This is a genomic window from Leifsonia aquatica H1aii, assembly GCF_000633535.1.
In the GTDB taxonomy this organism is placed as follows: Bacteria; Actinomycetota; Actinomycetes; order Actinomycetales; family Microbacteriaceae; genus Leifsonia; species Leifsonia aquatica_A.
In genome coordinates this window covers 1-15,318 of record NZ_AYMR01000044.1, presented here as the reverse complement: position 1 = coordinate 15,318, position 15,318 = coordinate 1, and the positions used below count along the sequence as shown (strand labels likewise).

Sequence of the window (15,318 nt, the reverse complement as noted above, 5' to 3'; positions counted from 1 at the left end):
GGCACCACGGTGTTCCGTGGTGCCCGCCCGCCTATTCAGCGCCGATCGATCAGCGCGGTGCGTCAGCGCTCGGGATCAGCGCTGAGCGGCCACCCGCCGCCCGTACGCGATCGTCGCGCCACCGGCCACGAGCAGCGCGGCGAGGACGATCAGGAAGTACGGGGCGGTCGCTCCGGTGGTGGCGAGCGCCGCCGCCGACGCGGCATCGGTGGCCGGCGTGCCCGGCGTCGCCGGCACGGCCGGCTGCGCCGGGTCGGTGCCCGGTCCTCCGGTCGTCGCGCCGGGAACCGTGGCCGCCGCGGTCGTCGTGACCTCGTCCGCGAAGCCGGCGCGCTTCACGGTGACGCGCACCGAGAAGGCCGCACCCGCGTCGGAGGCCGCGGGCGTGAACGTCGCGTCCGTGGCGCCCTCGATGGCCACGCCGTTGCGGAGCCACTGGTACGCGACAGAGGTCGGCGTCGGCGTGTACGTTCCGGCCGTCGCGGCCAGCGGGGAGCCGACGGCGGCCGTGCCCGAGATCGCCGGCGCGGCGCCCACCGAGAAGGAGCCCTCCACGACGGAGACCGTGCGGCTGGCCGTCGCCGTGTTGCCCGCCGCGTCGGTGACCGCGTAGCCGAGCACGTAGTCGCCGAGCGTCGCCGTGTCGACGGAGCCGGTGACGGTCACCGCGGAGGTGAGGTCGCCGTCCACGTCGTCGACCGCGGTCACGCCCTCCATCGGGTCGAACGACGAACCGGCCTTGATCGACGAGTCCGCCGGGACGGTCAGCGTGGGCGCGACGGTGTCCTCGCGGGTGAGGGTGACCTCGTCCACCACGCTGTTCACCGGCTTCTCGGTGCCGTTCTGCTGGCTGCGCAGCGTCGTGATGGTGATGGCGCCGCCGGTGACCGAGACATGCGAGTAGTTGCGCACCTTCTCCTGGTTGATCACCGAGGCGTACCAGGCGTTCGGGGCGATGACGTTGTAGTACTTCGAACCGCTGGCCGAGTTCGCCGTCACGTAGAGCACCTCGCCCGGCTTGGCCGACACCGACGACTGGCCGGGGAGCTCGGTCGAGTCGGCGAGGGCGCCGTCCTTCACCAGGTAGCTGCGGGTGTAGCTGTGGTCGTGGCCCTGCAGCACCAGATCGATCCCGAGCTTCGAGATCGTGCCGGGGAGGTTGGCCCGCAGGTCCTGGATGCTGGAGTCGTTGACGTGCGACGCGACCGAGTAGATCGAGTGGTGGAAGGCGAGGACCTTCCACTTCGCGTCGGCGCCGTGCTCGGCCACGACCTTCTCGAGGAAGGGCACGTGGGTGGAGTAGTCGCGGCTGTTCGAGTTGATGACCATGAACAGCACGTCCTTGTACTCGAACCAGTAGTCGCCTCCGGACGACGTGCCGCTGGTGGCGGCGCCCGCCGTGGAGTCGAGGTTCGGGACGGTGTAGTGCTGCTCGTATGCCTTCGAGCCGACGTCGTGGTTGCCGTTCACCGGCACCAGCGGCAGCTCGCGCAGCTGGTCGGGTGCGAGGAAGGCCGCGTAGTGGTTCTCGTTGCCCGCGGACTCGACCTGGTCGCCCGCGGAGAAGAGGAGCTCCGCGCTCGGGTAGGTCTGCTGTGCGACGTCGAGCGTGTCTGCCCACCCGGCCTGGTCGTTCGCGACGTTGCCGGAGGCGCCGATCTGCGGGTCGCCGACGAAGAGGAAGTCGTAGTCGCCCGAGAAGGCGGCGGTGCGGAAGCCGTACGCCGCCGACCAGCCGTCGGCGTCCGACCCCACGCGGTACACGTACTCGGTGTTCTCGGCGAGTCCGGCGATCTCGGCGCGGCGATTGAACTCGCCGCTCGTGGTGGCCGCGCCGGAGGCGGTGATCGTCTTCGCGGAGGCGGGGAAGTCGGTGCCGACGAGCTCGGACTTCTTCACGACCTGCACGCCCTGAGCGGTGTCGCGGTTGGTGTACCAGGTGACGTTGCGCCGCGTCTCGTCGGACCCGATGGTGAGCACGATGTCGTCGAGGGTGGCCGGGACGTCGGCCTCGATCGGGATGAGCTCCTTGACGTCGAGGTAGATGTCGGAACTGGTGGCGCGGTCCTGATAGAGCGCGATGGCCACCGTGTTGGTGCCGGCGCTGAGGGCCGACGCCGGGATGGTGAAGGTGCTGGTCACCGGGTCGCCGCCGTTCGCGCCGGCGTACATCAGGTTGCGCTGGGCCTCCGGCGCGGCCTCCACGGCGGAGTCGACGAAACCGGCGACCTTGCTGCCGTTGACGAACACCTGGATCGCGTCGTCGTAGGTGATGGTCGCACCGAGGCCGCTGACCGCACCGAGCTGCTCGGCGCTGAGGTCGAACGACGACCGGAAGTGGTACGTCTTGACGTCGGGCGCGGCCACGCCGTCGATGTACTGGTTGAGCAGGGTGCCGATCGGGAAGTTGGCGCCGATCCCGGTCGCCTTGCCGTTCTTGGCACCGAAGGCGCCCTTCGCGGATTTCCAGGCGGAGTCGTCGTAGCCGGCCTTCGCCCAGACGAGGCGGTCGGCGTCGCCTCGGGCGGGGTCGGAGTTGTCGTCGGAGTAGCGCCAGGTCGTCGACGCGGTGTCGAGGAGGGTGGCGGGGAGGGTCACCGCGGCGAGCGCGCGGGTGGCGCCGGCGGCGACGACGCCCGCGGCGACGAGCACGAGGGCGACGGCCGCAGCGATCACGCGCGCGAACAGACGCGCGGAGGGCAGGGTCGAGGGAGGATGCATGGTGTGGGGTTCCTTCGCAGGGTGGGATGCGGCCGCGATTTCCCGGGCCGGATGCACCGCCACGGTAGGAAACCTGAGTGTCCTCGAATCAAATAACAGCCGAACTGAGAACGTCCGAGCCGTTCACCGCCGTGTGCTACCGAAACGCCGGGAAACAGCACTAGACGACGGATCCCACCCCGCGTTACTCTCAGCTCACATCCAGGCTCACACCCGTCCTGGACACGAGAGGAACGACATGTCTTTCTGGGACAACTTCTGGAACATCATCTGGCTCTTCTTCTGGAGCTTCGCTTTCATCGCGTACCTGTTCGCGCTGTTCTCGATCATCAGCGACCTGTTCCGGGACCACAAGCTGAACGGCTGGTGGAAGGCGCTGTGGATCCTCTTCCTGATCTTCGTGCCCTTCCTGACCGCCCTGGTGTACCTGATCGCCCGCGGGCCGGGCATGGCCGAGCGCAGCCAGCGCGACGCCAAGCAGGCGCAGTCGGCGGCCGACCAGTACATCCGCCAGGTCGCGGGCACGAGCCCGGCCGACGAGATCGCCAAGGCGAAGGCCCTGCTCGACTCGGGTGCGATCACCCCGGAGGAGTTCGCCCACCTCAAGTCGGTCGCCCTCGGTCACCAGGCGGCGGGCGCGCACGCCGCACCGGCCGCACCGGCCGCCCCCACCCCGCCGGCGGCGCCGACGGCGTAATCGACCCGGGCGTCACCGGACCACGAGAGGCGAGCTGACGTGCCCGAATCCGCATCACCGGCGGCGCCGGCGACCACCCGGTCGTCGGCGCCGCCGCGCGTGCACCCTCTGGCGGGCCTGACCCGACGCAATTGGCTGCAGGAGGTCCTCGCCGGCATCACCCTGCTGGCGATCGCCATTCCGCTCAACATCGGCTACGCCCAGATCGCCGGGCTGCCGCCGACCGCCGGACTCTACGCGCTGGTCGTGCCCGCGGTGCTCTACGCACTGACGGTGTCGTCGCGACAGCTGGTCGCCTCCCCCGACGCCGCGGCCGCCGCCCTCGTCGCCTCCTCCCTCGGCGGGATGGCCGTCGCCGGGGGCAAGGACTACATCGTCCTCGCCCTCGCCCAGGCGCTGATCGGCGGCGTGCTCTTCCTGCTCTGCTCGTTCTTCAAGCTCGGGTTCCTGGCGAACTTCCTCTCCAAGCCCATCCTGATCGGCTTCGTCGGCGGCCTGGCGCTCGACATCCTCGTCTCGCAGGCGGCCAAGATGCTCGGCGTCAAGATCGACAGCGGCGGCGAGTTCGTCGAAAAGCTGAGCGGCCTGATCAGCGGCCTGCCGAAGCTCAACATCTGGTCGCTCGTCATCTCGCTCGGCGCACTGGTGGTCCTGCTCGTCGGCCGCCGGATCGCCGCAGCCGTCCCGTGGGCGCTGATCGTGCTCATCGTCGGGACCATCGTCGTCGTCCTCACGGACGCCCAGAAGGCCGGAGTCGCCGTGCTCGGCAAGGTCGACGCCGGGCCTCCCACCTTCACCTGGCCGGTGATCGCGTGGACCGAATGGTTGACGCTGGTGCCGTCGGCGATCGCCTTGACGATGGTCACCATGGGCGAAGGGTTGCTCGTCTCGCGCTCCTACGGCCAGAAGCGCGACTACCCGACCCGGCCGAACCGCGACCTCTTCGCCTTCGGCGTCGCCAACCTGGGCGCCGGGGTCACCGGCGCGTTCACGGTCGGCTCCTCCACATCGCGCACCGCGGCGATGGACCAGGCCGGCTCCCGCACCCAGCTCCCGACGCTGATCACCGCCCTCGGCACCCTCCTGCTCCTGATCTTCGGCACCGCGCTGCTGGAGGACGTCCCCTCCCCCGCGATCGGCACCATCGTCGCCGTCGCCGTCGTGCCGCTGCTGGGCATCCGCGACTTCCGGAATCTCTGGCGCCTCGATCGCTTCGAGTTCGTCATCGGCGCCGTCTGCTTCCTCGGCGCCCTGCTCATCGGCCCGATCGCGGGCATCGTCATCGCGTTCGTCCTGGCCGTCATCAACGTCACCCGCCGCGCGGCGAATCCACCGATCGACACCCTCAAGGCCGACGGCGACCCCGACGCGTCCCTCCTCGAAGAGGCCGCGACCGGCGAGGCGACCGCCCCCGGCGTGATCGTCGTCCGGCTGGCCGCCCCGCTCTTCTTCGCCAACAGCACGGTGTTCCAGCAGGCGGTCGAGAACGCCGTCGGCACCTCCGGCGCGCAGCACCTCGTGCTCGACATGGAGGCCGTGACCGACATCGATGTCACCGGCGCCGAATCGTGGGAGGGGCTGCAGGAGTACCTCCGCAAGAACGGCGCGGACCTCTCGCTCACCCGCGTCCGGCCAGGGATCCGGGAGCGGATCGAGCACCTCGACCTGGGCGAGGGCCTGCGCTACTTCGCCACGAACCGCGAGGCGCTCGCGGCCCTCCGCACCGACACGGGCGACCATGCGCGCCCCTGACTGGTGGCCGTTCCGCCGCCGGCCGAAGCAGGCGGAACCCGAACCGCCGACGACCGCGGACGCGGGCGGCGACGGGTCGGAGTCCGGCGCCGGGCGCGGTGTGCGCATCCTCGTCGCCCTCGCCGCCGCGGTGGTCGTCGCGTTCGGGATGGCCGCGATCGGCAGCATCCTGGCCCCGACGCTCCTGGCCCTCGTGCTCACGATCTGCGCCCAGCCGGTGCGCGTGTGGCTCACCCGCCACGGCACCCCCGACGGCATCGCGACGGGAGTGGTCGCGCTCACCGTCTTCGCCCTGCTGGCCGGGTTCGCCGGTCTGCTCCTGGTGGCCCTCGGTCAGTTCGTCGGGATGCTGCCGCAGTACAAGGCGCAGTTCGCGCAGCTCGGCGCGCAGCTCGGCTCCTGGCTGTCGAGCGTCGGTGTCAGTCCGCAGGATGCGAAGACCATCGCCGACGGGTTCGACCCGTCGAAGTTCCTCGGCTTCTTCACCGGCCTCCTCGGCGGCGCGTTCGGCGTCGTGTCGTTCGGCGTGGTCGTGCTGACGATGCTCATCCTGATGCCCGCCGACGCGGCCTACACGCCCACCCTGCTGCGCCAGCTCGAGCCGACCCGCCCCAACCTGGTCTTCGCGATGAGCGGTTTCGCGCACAGTGTTCGCCGGTACATGGTCGTGACGACCGTTCTCGGACTCGTCCAGGGCGTGATCAACGGCTTCGCCCTCTGGCTGCTCGGGGTGCCCGCGGCCCTGCTCTGGGCGATCCTCGCCTTCCTCTGCAGCTACATCCCGAACGTCGGCTACTTCATCGCGCTCGTCCCGCCGCTCGTCTTCGGCTACCTGACCGGCGGGTGGGGGACGGTCATCGCCGTCATCGTCATCTACGGCATCATCAACGCCGTCGTGCAGTCGATCGTGCAGCCCAAGGTGGTCGGCAACGCGGTCGCGCTCAGCCAGACCCTCACCTTCTTCTCCGTGCTCTTCTGGGCCGTCGTGCTGGGACCGCTCGGGGCCATCCTGGCCGTGCCGCTCACTCTGCTCGTGCGTGCCGTGCTGGTCGACTCGGATCCGCGGGCGCGCGTCTGGCGGGCGGCGATCGGCGACCTGCGGGAGACCAAGGAGCTGATGAAGGAGGAGTCCGTCGCGCGCAAGGAGCAGCGGCGTGAAGGCAAGGACGCGCACAAGCGCACCTGACGACCCCGGCCGCGCGCCGGAGAAGAGGAGACACCGTGGGTGGAGCGATCGGGGACACGCTGCCGTTGGCGCTGGGGATCGCGATCAGTCCGATCCCGATCATCGCCGCGATCCTGATGCTGCTGTCGCCGAAGGCGCGCGGCACGAGCGTCGGGTTCCTGCTCGGCTGGCTGCTCGGCATCATCGTGGCCGTGGTCGTGTTCACCCTGCTGTCGGGTCTGATCCCGGCGGCCGACCCGGACGCCTCCCAGCCGATCGGCGGCACGATCAAGATCGTGCTCGGCGTGCTCCTGCTGCTCCTCGCGGTGCGGCAGTGGCGCTCCCGGCCGAAGCCCGGCGAGACGGCGGCACTGCCGAAATGGATGGCCGCCATCGATCAGATGACGGCCGGCCGCGGCTTCGTGCTCGCGTTCATCCTGGCGGCCGTCAATCCCAAGAACCTGCTGCTCGCCGCCGGGGCCGGCGTCGCGATCGGGACGGCCGGCCTCTCGGTCGGCGCGGACGTTCTGGTGATCGTGATCTTCGTGATCGTCGCCGCATGCTCGGTGGCGGTCCCGGTGATCGGCTACCTGGTCGCCGCCGACCGCATCCGCGGCCCGCTCGACGCCCTGCGCGGCTGGCTCGTCGACAACAACGCGACGGTGATGGCGGTGCTGCTGCTGGTGATCGGCGTGGTCGTGATCGGGAAGGGGATCGCGGCGTTCTGACCGGTCAGCGGGCTCGCCCTCGCGACCGTCAGTGCTGCAACGCGATCTTCAGCACGATCACGATCACCCCGAACAGTCCGGTGACGACCGCGCCGAGCAGGCAGATCCCGATCGGTCGGTGACGGACCAGGAAGACGAGGAAGCCGAGCAGGGCGAGCATCAGGACGGCGAGCCACAGGGCGAGGAAGGTCGCGAACTCGACGGGGAAGAACCCGAGGACCGCGAGCACCAGGGGCACGCTCGGGATGACGGCGGCCTCCAGCATGCCCGCCGACTCCCCCAGGGCGTGACGGAGGGAGTCGCGCATCCGGTCGCTCATCCGGTCGGCGTCGCCATGGAATCCGAGGGCGGTCGAATACACGTGCGCCAGCCAGAAGACGACGATGCTCACCACCGAGAAGACCAGGACGCGCACCGCGGCCGCCGGGTCCTTGTCGTCCACCGTGGCCGCGGCCACCACGCTGGCGTAGACGATGGTGCCGTAGATGGCGGCGGGCGTCCCCCAGTGCCGCCACAGCGCGCGCTGCACCCGCACGGTCTGCTCGTCCGACGGGTTCAGGTCCATCGCGTTCACACGCCCACCCGCGCGGCCACGCTCAGGTCGCCGCCGCCTTCGACCGTCAGCCGCCGCCCCATACGCACCAGCTGCGGCTCGTCGGAGAATCCGCCGGCGAACAGCGCCTCACCCTTGCGGAACGTCGGCGACTGCTCCAGCAGGTGCGTCGGCACGAACCCGAACACGTCCGCGATCTCGGCGAGGTCGCGGGGCGCGTTCATCCGCATCAACCCGAGGTTGTCACACTGCGAGAGCACGTTCGGGTGGATCTTGCTCGGGCGCTGCGTCGAGAGGAAGAGCCAGAGCCCGAACTTCCGCCCCTCGGCGGCGATCTGGATGATCTGCTCGATGAGCTGCTGCTCGATGTCGTTGCGCGCGGTCGGCGGGCAGAAGTTGTGCGCCTCGTCGATCACGATCAGCAGCGGCTTGCGCTCCATCCGCCGCTGCCAGAGGTGCTCCAGCACGCAGAGCGCCGCCGCTTGCGGCTCACCGACGTGGGAGAAGCCTCCCACGTCGAGCACGGTGGCCCGCGGGCGCTCGTCGAGCGTGTCCACGGCGGAGGCCTGACCGTACGCCCAGACCGGCCATTCCAGGATCTCGAGGTTGTCGATCCGCAGCCCGAGGCGACGCCGGGCGTCCTCCGTCGAGCCGAGCAGCGCCTCCAGGAACCCGGCCTTCTCGAAGTGGCCCGAGCTCTTGTCGAGGTGCAGGAGCGCGTTGTACTCCTCCTCGTCGGCGATGGGGTCGAGGCGTCCGACGGCGGCCTGGGAGCGCACGGAGAGGTCGACGTACCGGGTGTGCAGCTGCGGCTCCGCGGTGGTGCTGCTGTGGAACACGCGGATGTCCGTGCCCGCGTAGCGCGCGGCCTGCTCGGCATCGGCATCGTCGCGGGTCGTGCCGAGGTGCACGAAGTCGGCGTTCGGGTCGAGCACGCCCATCGACAGCTCGGTCTCCAGCAGCAGCTGCTCGAGCACGACGCCGAGCGCGTAGGTCTTGCCGGACCCGCTCTGCCCGCACCAGAAGGTGTGCCGGTTGAACCGGGAGCCGTCGATGACGGCGGGTCGCTCGGGGTCGTCGGCCCGTGTGCCGATGGTCAACGGGATCATCGCGTCGCATCCATTCCCGGGATTCGTCCCCCGTCTGCCGCGATGCTAACGAGCGCGGCGCGCGGAGCGCCAGTCCCGGCAGCGCCCCGGTCAGCGCGCGAGCGGACGCAGGGTGCTCGGGATCGGGAACGGGAGCGTGTAGAACAGCTGCGGCGCGCCGACGGCACCGAAGTCGTCCAGCTTGGCGAGGATACGGGTCGGCGAGACCTCCGCCAGACGCACGCGCAGCCAGCTGCCGTCGTCCTGCCGGAGTTCGTACAGTTCGGCCAGGTAGCCGATCCCGGCGCCCTCCAGGGTCTCCTCGGCCGTCAGCCAGTCGACGGGTCCGGTGAGGTCGCGGCCCAGCAGGTCGACGGGCACGAACGACTCGCCGGCGGGGCGCATCCAGCCCACCCGTTCGCCGTCCGCCCGGCGGTGCTCGATCCAGTCCTCCATGCGGTCTAACCTACCGGCCGTGGCGCCGCTAGGATGAGCGCGCCCGTGAGCGCATCCCGACGCACGCGGACGGCTCGCCGTGATGCGAGAAGGGTGCAGCATGGACATCGACACCGTCGGCCTGCGGGCCGAGACGCCGCTCGACGAAGCCGAGCTCGCGGAGGCCGGACGCGCCGCCCGGGAGGGCGTCCCGCGGTCCGCGCACGCCGACTACTCGCCGTCGCCGACGCGCGACCCGCTCGGCATCCTCGCCACCCAGCACGAGTCGCGTCTGCAGCAGCTGGTCGATCTGCGGGTCCAGCGGATGGGAGCCGACGCCTTCTCGTTCTACCGCGGCACGGCCGCCATCCAGTCGGCCGACCTCGCCACCGGGGCGACGACGGGCGCCGAGGTGGTCGTCTGCGGCGACGCCCACCTGTCGAACTTCGGCATGTTCCGCTCGCCCGAGAACGCGATGGTGTTCGACATCAACGACTTCGACGAGGCGACCGTCGGGCCGTGGGAGTGGGATCTGAAGCGCTTGCTGTGCAGCGTCGTGATCGCGGGCCGCTCGCTCGGCGCCCCCGAGGCCGATCTCGTCCGGATCGCCGAGGAGTCGGCGGCCGGCTACCGCGACTGGCTGGTCCGCACGCTGCGGCGCAGTCTGCGCGAGCGCTACTTCCGCCCGACGTCCGTCAACGAGCGGCGCCGACGGCTCCACCCCGACACCGAGCGGATGATCCAGGACGTCGCTCGCGCGTCCGGCAAGCGCACGAGTCAGCGCGTCGCTCGTCGCGCCCTGGAGGACGACGGGGCGGGCGGACTGCGGTTCGTCGACCGGCCGCCCATCCTGCAGCGCGCCGACCGTGACATCCGCGAGATCGCCGACGAGGCGTTCCACCGCTACCGCGAGACGGTCCCGCCGAACGTCGCCCTGCTGCTCTCGCAGTACCGGCTGCTCGATGTCGCGCGCCGGGTCGTCGGCGTGGGCAGTGTCGGCACACGCTGCTTCATCCTGGCGCTGCGCGGTCCGGCGGAGGAGACCCTGGTCCTGCAGCTGAAGGAGGCCGGGGCGTCGGTGGTCGAGCAGTTCGGCGGGGTCTCGCCACTGCCCGGATACCTCGATCCGGCCCTGTTCCCGGCGCAGCAGGGTTACCGCGTGGTGGCCTGCCAGCGGATCCTGCAGGCCGTCTCCGACCCGTTCCTCGGATTCCTGGAGGAGCGCGGTTTCACCTTCTACATGCGGCTGTTCCGCAACCGCAACGCGTCGTTCGAGATCTCGGCGATGAGCCCCGAGCAGTTCCGCGACTACGCGCGCATCTGCGCCGTCGTGCTCGCCCGGGCGCACGCCCGCTCCCCCAAGGCCGCGTTCATCTCCGGCTACCTCGGCAGCGGTGACACCTTCCCGCGGGCCGTCGCCCGGTGGTCGTCCGCCTACGCCGACCAGGCCGAGACGGACTACACCGCGTTCGCCGAGGCGGCGCGGGACGGCCGGTTCGCGATCGCCGAGTGACCCGACCCCGGCCGCGAACCTGCCGGATCAGCCGCGGCGCTGCGCCGGCGGGAGCAGGAAGTCCCGCACGGCCGTCACGACGCCGGGGGTGTCCAGGTGGAGGCCATGACGCGCGTCGAACGCGATCAGTCGGGCGCCGGGCACGGCATCCGCGAGCAGAACCGCCTGCGGGAGCGGAGTGAGCGGGTCGTGCTCGCCATGCAGCACGAGCGTGGGCGCCGCGATGCGCGGGAGCGCCTCCCGCGCGTCGTGGTCACGGCTGGCGGCGAAGTGCCCGCGCAGCGCCGCACGGCTCGCGACGCGGGTGAAGAACCCGTCGACGGCGTCGGGGTGCGCTGCGGCCCAGGCGTCGTCGAAGAAGAGCGGCGTCATCCGGTCGCGGTCGCCGCTGAGCAGGTCGGCGATGACAGCCGGGTCGCGGCGCTCCCCGACGGCGTCGGTCGCCGTCGTCGCGATGAGCGCCAGCCTCCGCACGCGCTCGGGGTCGTCGGCGGCGAGCCACTGTGCGACGCGACCGCCCATCGAGTGCCCGACGACATGGGCCACCGCGACCCCCGCCGCGTCGAGCACGGCCAGAGCGTCCTGGGCGAACGCCCGTGTCGTGTAGGCCGCCGCGTCGCCGGGATCGCTCGCGCCGATCCCCCGGTGGTCGAAGACGATGACCCGGAAGTCGCGGGCGAGCGCGTCCGCGAACGGGCCCCAGCCGTGCATCCCGGTCGCCTGACCGGCGATGAGGAGGACGGGGACGCCGGTCCCCCGCTCGGCGAAGGCGATGCGCGCCCCGTCGTCGGCGATGGCGTAGTCGGGCACGGTCGTCCAGCTTAGTCGGCGCCTGCGGCGCCCCGTCCGCGAGCGGGCCGGGCGCGCACGTGCATCCGCTCCCCCTGCTTGCCGAACAGGCTGAGGAACTCGACGCTCCCACCGTCGGCGCGATCGAACCAGTGCGGCACCCGGGTGTCGAACTCGGCCGCCTGCCCCGGCTCCAGCACCAGGTCGTGCTCGCCGAGGACCAGTCGCAGCCGTCCGTTGAGGACGTAGAGCCACTCGTAGCCGTCGTGGGTGCGCGGGTCCGGCTCGGGCACCGAGGCCCCTGCCGGGATGACCATCTTGTAGGCCTGGATGCCGCCGGGGTGGTGGGTGAGCGGGACCACCGTGCGGCCGTGCAACCGGGTCGGCCGCAGGTGTACGCGCGGGTCTCCGGTGACCGGGGCGTCCACCAGGTCGTCGAGGGTGACGCCGTGCGCGCGGGCGAGCGGGAGCAGCAGCTCGAGCGTCGGCCGCCGTGCGCCCGACTCCAGCCGCGAGAGGGTGCTGATCGAGATCCCGGTCGTCTCGGCCAGGTCGGTCAGTGTCAGGTCACGTCGCGTGCGCAGAGCACGCAACCGCGCGCCGACGCCGTCGAGCGCCGGGCCGAAGTCGTCGTCCATCCTCCGATTTTGCCATTCCGGCAAGGAAGTTTGCCACTGGGGAGCGCAGCGCCGACGATCGGAGAATGCAGAACGACGACTTCGATGTGATCGTGATCGGCGGCGGCGCCGCCGGACTGAGTGCGGGACTCATGCTCGCCCGCGCCCGCCGCTCGGTGCTGGTGCTCGACGCCGGGGCGCCGCGCAACGCCCCGGCCGCCGCCGTGCACGGGCTGTTCGCGCGCGACGGCGTGCCACCCGCCGAGCTGGCGGAGCGCGGGCGCGCCGAAGTGCGCCGCTACGGCGGCGACGTGCGCAGCGCGACCGTCACCGCCGCTCGACGCGAGGGCGCGTCCGGCGCGTTCGTGGTGACCGCCGACGGCGACGAGGTGCGCGGTCGCCGACTCGTCATCGCCACCGGATTGGTCGACGACCTGCCCGACCTCCCCGGCGTGCGGGAGAACTGGGGGCGCGATGTCGTGCACTGCCCCTACTGCCACGGCTGGGAGGTGCGCGACACCGCCATCGGCGTCCTCGCCCTGCACCCACGCGCGGTGCACCAGGCGCTGCTCTTCCGGCAGTGGAGCGACGACGTCGTCCTGTTCACGAACGACGTCCTGACGCCGGATGCCGACGAGGCCGAGCAGCTCGCGGCCCGCGGCATCCGCGTCGTCGACGGGCGGGTCGCGTCGGTCGAGTCCACCGCCGGACGGGTCACCGGGGTGCGCCTGGCCGACGGGGGCGACATCCCGCGCGAGACGATCGCCCTCAGCGCCCGCTCGCTCGTGCGGCTGCCCTTCCTGGCCGGCCTGGGGATCCAGGTCGAGCAGCATCCATCGGCCATGGGCGAGCACCTCCCGGTCGACGCGGCGGGCCGCACGTCCGCCCCCGGTGTCTGGGCGGCGGGCAACGTGACCGACCCGTTCGCGCAGGTCGGCGCCGCCGCGGCGGCCGCCGCCTTCACGGCCGCGCAGCTGAACATGGAGCTGGTCGAGGAGGACGTGCAACGCGCCGTCGCGGAACGCCGGGCCGGGTGAGGGTACGGCGGGCCGCCCCATCCGCTGCCGTGCCTGCGGCTCAGCGAGGCCGATAGGCGTCGGCGCGGTGGTCGACGCGAATGACGAGCACGCGGACCTCCTCGTCATGGATCTCGTACAGGATCCAGTAGGGACCTCGTCGAGCGCTGTAGAGCCCCGCGAGCTCGCGTTCGAGCGCTTTGCCGACACGGCGCGGAGCACGCGCCAGATCGCCGTAGGCGAACTCGATGACGGCCGGCACGATCCGCGGGGGTATCCGATCGAGGTCACGAATGGCGGTCGAGGCGAAGGTCACCTCGTACGTCATCGCCGAGGAACTCCGAACCGCGCCCGGACGTCGTCTTCAGTGTGTCCGCCACCGGATTCGAACTCACGTCGCGCCTCGGCCACCGTGGCACCGAGATCGTCTCCCGCAGACAACCAGTGCAGACGTTCGTGGAGCTCCTCCCATTCGTCGATGCCGACGAGCATCGCCGCCGGCGATCCGTTGACCGTGATCGCCACCTCTTCGCGCGTCGTCGCGGCCGAGTCGACGAGCTCACTGAGTCGCGCCTTGACGGCGGAGATCGGGAGAGTCTGCATGCCTCGATTATAGACCCGAATTATGGTCCGGGGCGGACCTGAATTCGGACCAGACTACGCGACTCCCGCCCGCTCGCGCACCGCTCGCGCACTCCACCGCCCGTCCGCACGCTCCACGCGGATCGCGTGCTCGAACGCACGGGTGACGGTCTCGGTGGTGACGGCGTCCTCGATCGCGCCGGTCGCCACGGTGCGGCCGTGCGCGATCAGCAGGGCGTGCGTCGTGGTCTCCGGCAGCTCCTCGAGGTGGTGGGTCACCAGCACCGAGGCGAGCTCGGGCGCCGAATGCGACAGGCCGTCGATGGTCTCCAGCAGCTGCTCGCGGGCGGCGACGTCCAGCCCGGTGGTCGGCTCGTCGAGCAGCAGCAGCCGCGGGTCGGCGATCAGCGCGCGGGCGATCAGGGTGCGCCCGCGCTCCCCTTGCGAGAGCGTGGGCCAGCGTGCCTCCCGGCGCTCGTCCAGTCCGACCGCGTGCAGCAGCTCCTGGGCGCGCGCCGTCTGCCCGGCGGTGGCCTGCCAGCGCATCGGCGGCTCGAGGGTGCCGGTCAGGCCGGTCAGGACCACCTCCGTGACGGTGAGCGGCGGGCGCACGGGGTGCCGCGGGTTCACGTGGCCGATGTCGCGCCGCAGCTCCTGCAGCTCCACCCGGCCGAGGCGACGGCCGAGCACGTCGACCGTCCCGGAGGTCGGGAACGTAAGGGCTCCGCAGAAGCCGAGCACCGTGCTCTTGCCCGCACCGTTGGGCCCGAGCAGCGCCCAGTGCTCGCCGGCGCGCACAGTGAGGTCGATGCCGTCCAGGATGTGCGTCCCGTCGCGGCGGAACGTCACCTCCCGCAGCTCCAGGACGGTGGCCGGGGTGGACGCGGAATCGGCTGCAGGAGCGGTCGACGCGGTCACGAGAGGCGCTCCTTCAGCGAGGTGAGGTGGTCGCGGCTGAGCCGGGCGGCGGCGTCGGCGTCACGGTCGGCGATGGCATCGAGCAGAGCGCGGTGGGCATCCTGGTCGGCGGGCTCGTCGGCGAGGGGGCGCAGGCGCAGCATCTCGATCATCGCCTGGCGCAGGCGGGGGACGAAGCCGTCGAAGAGCTCGGCGAGGATGTCGTTGTGGGCCGCCTGCACGATGGCCCGGTGGAAGGCGGTGTCGGCGTCCACGTGCGCTTCCACACCGCTGGCCCCGCCGACGCGGGCGTCGAGCGCGCGACGCAGCGCTCGCAGCTCCTGGGGTGTCCGCCGGCCGGCGGCGAGCGCCGCCGCCTCCGACTCGATGGCGATCCGCGCCTCGATCATCGACACGATGTCCGCGCGACGCAGCACGCTGTCCCATTCCTCGGGGACGTCGAGGGCGGTGACGAAGACGCCCGCCCCCTGTCGCGACTGGAGGACGCCGCGCCCGGCCAGCTGCCGGATCGCCTCCCGGACGGTCGAGCGCCCCACGCCGAGCTGCGGGGCCAGCGTGGTCTCGCCGGGCAGCTTCTGCCCGAGGGTCCATTCGCCGGCGCGGATGCGTTCCAGGAGGGCGTCGGCGGCCAGATCGGCGAGAGGGGCGCGAAGTACGGGCATGCGCCCAGTCTAACGGGACGCGTCCCCCGCCTTGTCTGCTTGTCTGAGGGGATGCGGTGCGTCCTGCCCTGCCCTGCCCTGC

General features: G+C 71.5%; 16 protein-coding genes. 6 read left to right on the top strand and 10 right to left on the bottom strand.

The window, feature by feature from the left end; translation table 11 throughout:
• Window positions 1-75 precede the first annotated feature (75 nt).
• Window positions 76-2,721 carry an immunoglobulin-like domain-containing protein gene (locus tag U870_RS23400; protein WP_025159392.1) on the bottom strand — a complete coding sequence of 882 codons (2,646 nt, stop codon included), beginning with the start codon at window positions 2,719-2,721 and terminating at the stop codon, window positions 76-78.
• Between the two features lie 238 nt (window positions 2,722-2,959).
• Between U870_RS23400 and U870_RS0121390 the strand changes: the two genes are divergently transcribed.
• From U870_RS0121390 to U870_RS0121375, 4 genes are read left to right on the top strand one after another with little or no spacing between them, the layout of a single operon-like run.
• Complete coding sequence (locus tag U870_RS0121390; RefSeq protein ID WP_025159391.1) at window positions 2,960-3,418, top strand: SHOCT domain-containing protein; 459 nt, start codon at window positions 2,960-2,962, stop codon at window positions 3,416-3,418.
• A gap of 39 nt (window positions 3,419-3,457) precedes the next feature.
• A complete protein-coding gene (locus U870_RS0121385) occupies window positions 3,458-5,170 on the top strand; it encodes a SulP family inorganic anion transporter (RefSeq protein WP_025159390.1) in 1,713 nt (570 codons plus the stop codon).
• A complete protein-coding gene (locus tag U870_RS0121380) occupies window positions 5,157-6,356 on the top strand; it encodes an AI-2E family transporter (RefSeq protein WP_025159389.1) in 1,200 nt (399 codons plus the stop codon). Before U870_RS0121385 ends, U870_RS0121380 begins: the two co-directional genes overlap by 14 nt.
• A gap of 35 nt (window positions 6,357-6,391) precedes the next feature.
• Window positions 6,392-7,063, top strand: a complete 672-nt coding sequence (locus tag U870_RS0121375; RefSeq protein WP_025159388.1) for a GAP family protein — start codon at window positions 6,392-6,394, stop codon at window positions 7,061-7,063.
• A gap of 28 nt (window positions 7,064-7,091) precedes the next feature.
• Here the strand turns inward: U870_RS0121375 and U870_RS0121370 are convergent, their stop codons facing one another.
• The 3 genes from U870_RS0121370 to U870_RS0121360 all read right to left on the bottom strand — a co-directional run bounded on the left by U870_RS0121370 (window position 7,092) and on the right by U870_RS0121360 (window position 9,160).
• On the bottom strand, window positions 7,092-7,628 hold the full coding sequence (locus tag U870_RS0121370; protein WP_240183772.1) for a hypothetical protein: 537 nt from the start codon (window positions 7,626-7,628) through the stop codon (window positions 7,092-7,094).
• A 5-nt stretch (window positions 7,629-7,633) separates the two neighbouring features.
• Window positions 7,634-8,725: an ATP-binding protein gene (locus U870_RS0121365; protein WP_025159386.1), complete on the bottom strand. Its 1,092-nt coding sequence runs from the start codon at window positions 8,723-8,725 to the stop codon at window positions 7,634-7,636.
• Window positions 8,726-8,815: 90 nt separating this feature from the next.
• Entirely contained in the window at window positions 8,816-9,160 is a 345-nt protein-coding gene (locus U870_RS0121360) for a hypothetical protein (protein ID WP_025159385.1), read from the bottom strand.
• Between the two features lie 100 nt (window positions 9,161-9,260).
• On the opposite strand from U870_RS0121360, the gene U870_RS0121355 reads away from it, so the two are divergent.
• Complete coding sequence (locus tag U870_RS0121355) at window positions 9,261-10,652, top strand: DUF2252 domain-containing protein (protein ID WP_025159384.1); 1,392 nt, start codon at window positions 9,261-9,263, stop codon at window positions 10,650-10,652.
• Window positions 10,653-10,679: 27 nt separating this feature from the next.
• Here the strand turns inward: U870_RS0121355 and U870_RS0121350 are convergent, their stop codons facing one another.
• Both U870_RS0121350 and U870_RS0121345 read right to left on the bottom strand, forming a co-directional pair.
• Window positions 10,680-11,462 carry an alpha/beta fold hydrolase gene (locus tag U870_RS0121350; protein ID WP_025159383.1) on the bottom strand — a complete coding sequence of 261 codons (783 nt, stop codon included), beginning with the start codon at window positions 11,460-11,462 and terminating at the stop codon, window positions 10,680-10,682.
• Window positions 11,463-11,473: 11 nt separating this feature from the next.
• Window positions 11,474-12,079 carry a helix-turn-helix domain-containing protein gene (locus U870_RS0121345; RefSeq protein WP_025159382.1) on the bottom strand — a complete coding sequence of 202 codons (606 nt, stop codon included), beginning with the start codon at window positions 12,077-12,079 and terminating at the stop codon, window positions 11,474-11,476.
• Window positions 12,080-12,144: 65 nt separating this feature from the next.
• Here U870_RS0121345 and U870_RS0121340 point away from each other — a divergent pair, with 65 nt between their 5' ends.
• On the top strand, window positions 12,145-13,095 hold the full coding sequence (locus tag U870_RS0121340; protein ID WP_025159381.1) for an NAD(P)/FAD-dependent oxidoreductase: 951 nt from the start codon (window positions 12,145-12,147) through the stop codon (window positions 13,093-13,095).
• Between the two features lie 40 nt (window positions 13,096-13,135).
• Here the strand turns inward: U870_RS0121340 and U870_RS0121335 are convergent, their stop codons facing one another.
• Genes U870_RS0121335 through U870_RS0121320 form a run of 4 tightly spaced genes read right to left on the bottom strand, consistent with a single transcriptional unit; the run spans window position 13,136 to window position 15,236 of the window.
• Window positions 13,136-13,390, bottom strand: a complete 255-nt coding sequence (locus U870_RS0121335) for a type II toxin-antitoxin system RelE family toxin (RefSeq protein WP_240183771.1) — start codon at window positions 13,388-13,390, stop codon at window positions 13,136-13,138.
• Between the two features lie 8 nt (window positions 13,391-13,398).
• The gene (locus tag U870_RS0121330; RefSeq protein ID WP_025159379.1) at window positions 13,399-13,677 is read right to left on the bottom strand and encodes a type II toxin-antitoxin system Phd/YefM family antitoxin; all 279 of its coding nucleotides are present in this window, start codon (window positions 13,675-13,677) and stop codon (window positions 13,399-13,401) included.
• Window positions 13,678-13,731: 54 nt separating this feature from the next.
• Window positions 13,732-14,574, bottom strand: a complete 843-nt coding sequence (locus tag U870_RS0121325) for an ABC transporter ATP-binding protein (protein ID WP_025159378.1) — start codon at window positions 14,572-14,574, stop codon at window positions 13,732-13,734.
• A complete protein-coding gene (locus tag U870_RS0121320; protein ID WP_025159377.1) occupies window positions 14,571-15,236 on the bottom strand; it encodes a FadR/GntR family transcriptional regulator in 666 nt (221 codons plus the stop codon). The genes U870_RS0121325 and U870_RS0121320 overlap by 4 nt, the downstream gene beginning before the upstream one ends.
• Window positions 15,237-15,318 lie beyond the last annotated feature (82 nt).

What these genes read in the sequence shown, in the direction of transcription:
- U870_RS23400 (WP_025159392.1), bottom strand. Translation starts at nt 2,721, where the DNA reads ATGCATCCTCCCTCGACCCTGCCCTCCGCGCGTCTGTTCGCGCGCGTG.
- U870_RS0121330 (WP_025159379.1), bottom strand. Translation starts at nt 13,677, where the DNA reads ATGCAGACTCTCCCGATCTCCGCCGTCAAGGCGCGACTCAGTGAGCTC.
- U870_RS0121355 (WP_025159384.1), top strand. Translation starts at nt 9,261, where the DNA reads ATGGACATCGACACCGTCGGCCTGCGGGCCGAGACGCCGCTCGACGAA.
- U870_RS0121390 (WP_025159391.1), top strand. Translation starts at nt 2,960, where the DNA reads ATGTCTTTCTGGGACAACTTCTGGAACATCATCTGGCTCTTCTTCTGG.
- U870_RS0121380 (WP_025159389.1), top strand. Translation starts at nt 5,157, where the DNA reads ATGCGCGCCCCTGACTGGTGGCCGTTCCGCCGCCGGCCGAAGCAGGCG.
- U870_RS0121365 (WP_025159386.1), bottom strand. Translation starts at nt 8,725, where the DNA reads ATGATCCCGTTGACCATCGGCACACGGGCCGACGACCCCGAGCGACCC.
- U870_RS0121340 (WP_025159381.1), top strand. Translation starts at nt 12,145, where the DNA reads ATGCAGAACGACGACTTCGATGTGATCGTGATCGGCGGCGGCGCCGCC.
- U870_RS0121320 (WP_025159377.1), bottom strand. Translation starts at nt 15,236, where the DNA reads ATGCCCGTACTTCGCGCCCCTCTCGCCGATCTGGCCGCCGACGCCCTC.
- U870_RS0121360 (WP_025159385.1), bottom strand. Translation starts at nt 9,160, where the DNA reads ATGGAGGACTGGATCGAGCACCGCCGGGCGGACGGCGAACGGGTGGGC.
- U870_RS0121345 (WP_025159382.1), bottom strand. Translation starts at nt 12,079, where the DNA reads ATGGACGACGACTTCGGCCCGGCGCTCGACGGCGTCGGCGCGCGGTTG.
- U870_RS0121370 (WP_240183772.1), bottom strand. Translation starts at nt 7,628, where the DNA reads ATGGACCTGAACCCGTCGGACGAGCAGACCGTGCGGGTGCAGCGCGCG.